This window comes from Mycobacterium sp. (assembly GCF_032161845.1).
GTDB lineage: Bacteria > Actinomycetota > Actinomycetes > Mycobacteriales > Mycobacteriaceae > Mycobacterium.
Window position 1 is genome coordinate 1 of the sequence record NZ_JAVRQA010000386.1, and the last position, 4,735, is coordinate 4,735.

3 protein-coding genes and 1 pseudogene are annotated in these 4,735 nt (G+C 65.2%); all 4 read right to left on the bottom strand.

Annotated features, from left to right (window positions below):
• A partial coding sequence (locus QOD90_RS20730; RefSeq protein WP_526352709.1) for a preprotein translocase subunit SecA occupies window positions 1-1,157 on the bottom strand: 1,157 nt, incomplete at its 3' end.
• Window positions 1,158-1,273: 116 nt separating this feature from the next.
• On the bottom strand, window positions 1,274-1,906 hold the full coding sequence (hpf, locus tag QOD90_RS20735) for a ribosome hibernation-promoting factor, HPF/YfiA family (protein ID WP_526352710.1): 633 nt from the start codon (window positions 1,904-1,906) through the stop codon (window positions 1,274-1,276).
• Between the two features lie 332 nt (window positions 1,907-2,238).
• A complete protein-coding gene (locus tag QOD90_RS20740; protein ID WP_526352711.1) occupies window positions 2,239-2,862 on the bottom strand; it encodes a ComF family protein in 624 nt (207 codons plus the stop codon).
• A 98-nt stretch (window positions 2,863-2,960) separates the two neighbouring features.
• Window positions 2,961-4,735, bottom strand: a pseudogene (locus QOD90_RS20745) (BTAD domain-containing putative transcriptional regulator); the annotation flags it as partial.

Below are 4,735 nucleotides of genomic sequence, written 5' to 3' on the forward strand. Positions count from 1 at the left end.
CCGAGGCCGTAGATCTCGTGCAGCTCCGCCGCCTCCGTCTGAGCGGTACCGGTCATGCCGGAGAGCGTGTCGTACAGCCGGAAGTAGTTCTGCAGCGTGATCGTCGCCAGCGTCTGGTTCTCGGCCTTGATCTCGACGTGCTCCTTGGCCTCGATCGCCTGGTGCATGCCCTCGTTGTAGCGACGGCCAACCAGGACGCGACCGGTGAACTCGTCGACGATGATCACTTCACCGTCGCGCACGATGTAGTCCTTGTCGCGCGAGAACAGCTCCTTGGCCTTCAGGCAGTTGTTCAGGTAGCTGACCAGCGGCGAGTTGGCGGCCTCGTAGAGGTTCTCGATGCCGAGCTGATCCTCGACGAATTCGACGCCGATCTCGTGCACGCCGACGGTGCGCTTGCGGATGTCGACCTCGTAGTGGACGTCCTTCTCCATCAGTGGCGCCAGCCGGGCGAACTCGACGTACCAGTTCGACGCCCCGTCGGCGGGTCCGGAGATGATCAGCGGCGTGCGGGCCTCGTCGATGAGGATCGAATCGACCTCGTCCACGACGGCGAAGTTGTGGCCGCGCTGCACCATGTCCTCGACGGTGTGCGCCATGTTGTCGCGCAGGTAGTCGAAGCCGAACTCGTTGTTGGTGCCGTAGGTGATGTCGGCGGCATACGCCACCCGGCGCTCGTCGGGCGTCATCTGTCCGAGGATGACGCCGACGTCGAGGCCCAGGAAGCGGTGCACGCGACCCATCCACTCGCTGTCGCGTTTGGCCAGGTAGTCGTTGACCGTGACGACGTGGACGCCGTTGCCCGCGAGCGCGTTGAGGTATGCGGGCAGGACACAGGTCAGCGTCTTGCCCTCGCCGGTCTTCATCTCGGCGACGTTGCCGAAGTGCAGCGCCGCGCCGCCCATGATCTGAACGTCGAAGGGGCGCTGGTTCAGCACCCGCCACGCGGCCTCGCGAGCGACCGAGAACGCCTCCGGCATGATGTCGTCGAGCGTCTCGCCACCGGCCACGCGCTTCTTGAACTCGTCGGTCTTGGCGCGCAGTTCCTCGTCGGAGAGCTTCTCCACCTCGTCGGACAGGGAGTTGACATACTCAGCGACCCTCTTGAGGCGCTTGACCATGCGGCCTTCACCGAGACGGAGCAACTTCGACAGCACGCTAATTTCCCCTGTGGGCTCGATGGAACTCGTAATACTTCAAACGAGGTCCATCGTAGGTGACTGGCCGAGCAGGCCAGCCGAATGCGCCGCGCAGGTCAGTCAGACCGCCGCGGTTAGGCGAGCCGGATCAGGCCGTAGTCGTAGGCGTGACGCCGGTAGACGACCGTCGGCTTGTCGCTCTCCTGGTCGTGAAACAGGAAGAAATCGTGTCCGACCAGCTCCATCTCGTAGAGCGCGTCGTCGACGTTCATCGGGGTAGCGGTGTGTTCCTTGGTGCGGACGATCCGACCCGGTTCGTGGTCCTCGGGCGCCGGGTTCTCGTCTTCTACGGGGGCGGGCACCGGCTCGACCAGTTGGGTGATCGCGGTGGCCTCTGCCAGCGAGACCGGGGTCTTGTCGCCGTAGTGAATCTTGCGGCGGTCCTTGCTGCGCCGAAGACGGTTCTCGAGTTTGGAGACGGCTGATTCCAGCGCGGCGTAGAAGCTGTCCGCGCAGGCTTCGCCGCGCGCGACGGGTCCGCGGCCCCTGGCCGTGATCTCCACGTGTTGGCAGTTCTTACGCTGGCGGCGATTGCGTTCGTGATCGAGTTCGACGTCGAACAGGTAGATGGTGCGGTCGAAGCGCTCGAGGCGCGACAGCTTTTCTGCGACGTAGGTGCGGAAGTGGTCGGGGATTTCGACGTTGCGGCCCTTGACGACGATCTCGGCGCGGGGGCCGTCCTGCGGCTCGTCCTCTGCGTCCACCATCGTCGAGCGGTTGGTGTCCATGGATTGTATTGACATACTTGGCAACTCGTTTCCTCGTCGGCTGGCACGATGCGTGCCCGGCTGTAACAGAAACGCGCCGAGGAACCCACATGACGTCGGCCCGCGGCGCAAGGTGTCGAGTGCTCACCTCCTACCGCTTTTCGGGCGATGTGGCGCCAATATTGCTAGACGCTGCCGTGAATCGTTCACGGGTGGTTGGCCCCGACGGTAGTCCGTGTTCACCCGCCTGTGCCACCTATTCAGCACACGTGTTTTCAGTTCTTCACTCCGGTTTGATCTCGCGGTAATTGCCACCGGCGTAGAGCCCATGTTCACGCGTGTGCGACGGCGAGAATCGCGGCGACTCGGACGCCGGCATCTTTCAGGACTCGGACCGATTCGCAGCCCGTTGCGCCCGTCGTCACGACGTCGTCGATCAGCAGCACCTCGCCGTGGACGTCCTTGCGGAGCCTCACCCGGCCCGCGATGTTGCGTTGACGCTGTCCCGGCGACAGGCCGACCGAGTCCCGCGTGAAGGCCCGCATCCGCAGCGCGGCGACCACGGTGGTGTCAGCGACGGCCGCGGTTCTGGCGATGGCTGTCACTGGGTCGCCGCCCCGCCTGCGGGCCGCCGACCACCTGGTGGGTGCGGGCACCAAGGTCAGCGGAACCTCGACGACGCCCCACGCCACCAACCGCGACACCCCGGCGCCGACAGCTGCCCCCAGTGGGCCGATCAGATCGGTGCGGCCGTGCTCCTTCATCGCAATGATCGCCGCGCGCCGGGGCCCGGCGTAGCGACCGAGGGACACGACGGGCACGCCGGGGTCGAGACGCGGCGTGATCACCATCGGCTCGTCGGTGTGCACGACAAGGGCGCCAGCGCAGACCGGGCACCACCGGGTCCCCGGCATGCCGCAGCCGCCACACTCCAGTGGGAGGACGAGGTCGAGCAACATGCCTGGATTGTGGTGATGGGGTCCGACAAGATCGAGCGCGAAGGCTGGGCTCAACGGACCCTTGTTGCGCAAACCATTTCGTCGGCCCGGCGTTTCTAGCTGAGGCGCTGGGCGCCGAGCTCGTCGAACCGCGCAAGCGCAGCGTCGAGGTCTGCCTCCTCGAACATTTCGCTGCGACTTATCAGGTCGCCGTCGACCGTCATGAGGTCAATCCCCCGCCACTCGGCCTCGAAGCCCTCTGTTGTGGCCCCCTCCGCCCTGTGCGTGATGACCGCTCCCAGATTGCTCAAACGGTGCACGGCTTCGATGTAGGTGCGACCGCCTGGCATGTCTTCCCAGGAGGAACGGATGTAGGCGTTCAGCTCACCGGGCTCGAACGATGTCGCGCGATGGTGATTGACATTCACCCAGTCTGGCGTCGTCGAAAAGACTTCGTGACGGTTGGTCGCGGCGATCGCGCCTGAAATGACCGACCACGTGCGCGCGTGGGCGGCGGCTTCGCCGGCGAGGTATCGGCTATCGAGTTCGGCGAAGGCCGCGTCGAGGTCGTCGGGGTCGAAGCTGACGGTGTCCTGGATCAGTCCGCTGTCGTCGACTTCTACGACGTTGAGGAGCTCGAGCGTGATCGGCCGTTCGGGATCAGCGAAGTCGCGCAAACACCCGCGGCTCAGCGAGAGACGCGATCCCCTTACGGCTAGCGGCTCGACCTCCATACGCCAACTGGTGGGTGTCAGCTCGAACACCTGGTAGACGTTCTTCTGGCTCGCTGATCCCTCAAGTACCGATTGAAGGCCCTTTCGCCGATCGTCCGCTCGCGCATCCGCAGTCGTGAGGGCAATGAGTCCGTCGAAGTCGCGCCGGTTGAATGCATCGGCTACTCGCGACCATGCCCGGGTCGCGGCGTTATCGAGTTGAGGGACGTGCCCCTCAAGCTCGTCGAGCCTCGCGAGCGCGGCGCCGAGGTCTGCCGCGTCGAACAGCTCGATGCGGTTGATCAGGTCGCCGTCGACCGTCGAAAGGCCGATCATGCGCCACTCGGCCTCGAACCCCTGTTGCGAAGTCCCGCTTGCCACTTGGGTAACGACCGCGCCCGCGGCGCTCAGCCGATGAACGGCTTCGACGTAGGTAGCCGTGCGGGGCGTGGTATCCCAAATGGCCTCGACGTACGCGGTCATGTCACCTGGCGCGAACGCTACTGCCCGGCGGTGATCGACGCTCGCCCAGTCTGGCGTCAACCCCGGGAATTCGTGCCTGTTCGCTGCAGCGACGGCCCCGCAGATCACCGACCACGTGTGCGCATAGGCGGCGCCCTCGCCGGCGAGGTATCGCGCTTCGAGCTCCTCGAAGGCGGCGTCCACGTCGTCGGGATCGAAGTCCACGGTGTCGTGCACCAAGTCGCCGTCGCTGACTTCCGTGACCGTCAAGAGTTCGATGACGATCGGACGGTCGGCATCATCGGTGTCGCGATACTTTTCGCGGGTCAGCGACAGACGAGATCCCCTGATGGCGATCGGATCGGCCTCCATCCGCCAGCTGCTGGGCGGCGTCTCGAACAAACCTGCGTGCACGCCCTTCTGTCGCGCTTGTCCCTCAATTACGGAGCGCAGGCCCTGCCTTCGGTCCTCGGTTCGTCCGTCCGCAGTGACGAGGGCCAGGAAACCGTCAACGTCGCGGCGGTTGAAGGCATCTGCCAGCCGCGACCATGCCCGGGTCGCGGCGTTCTCGAGTTGAGGCGTCGGGTCGACAACTTCGTCGAACCTCATTAGCGCAGCGTCGAGGTCGGCCACGTCGAACAGCTCGCAGCGGGTGAACTGGTCGCCCTCGACCGTCAAGAGGTTGAGCAACCGCCACTCGGCCTCGAAGCCCTGTG

What these genes read in the sequence shown, in the direction of transcription:
- hpf (WP_526352710.1), bottom strand. Translation starts at nt 1,906, where the DNA reads ATGGTGGACGCAGAGGACGAGCCGCAGGACGGCCCCCGCGCCGAGATC.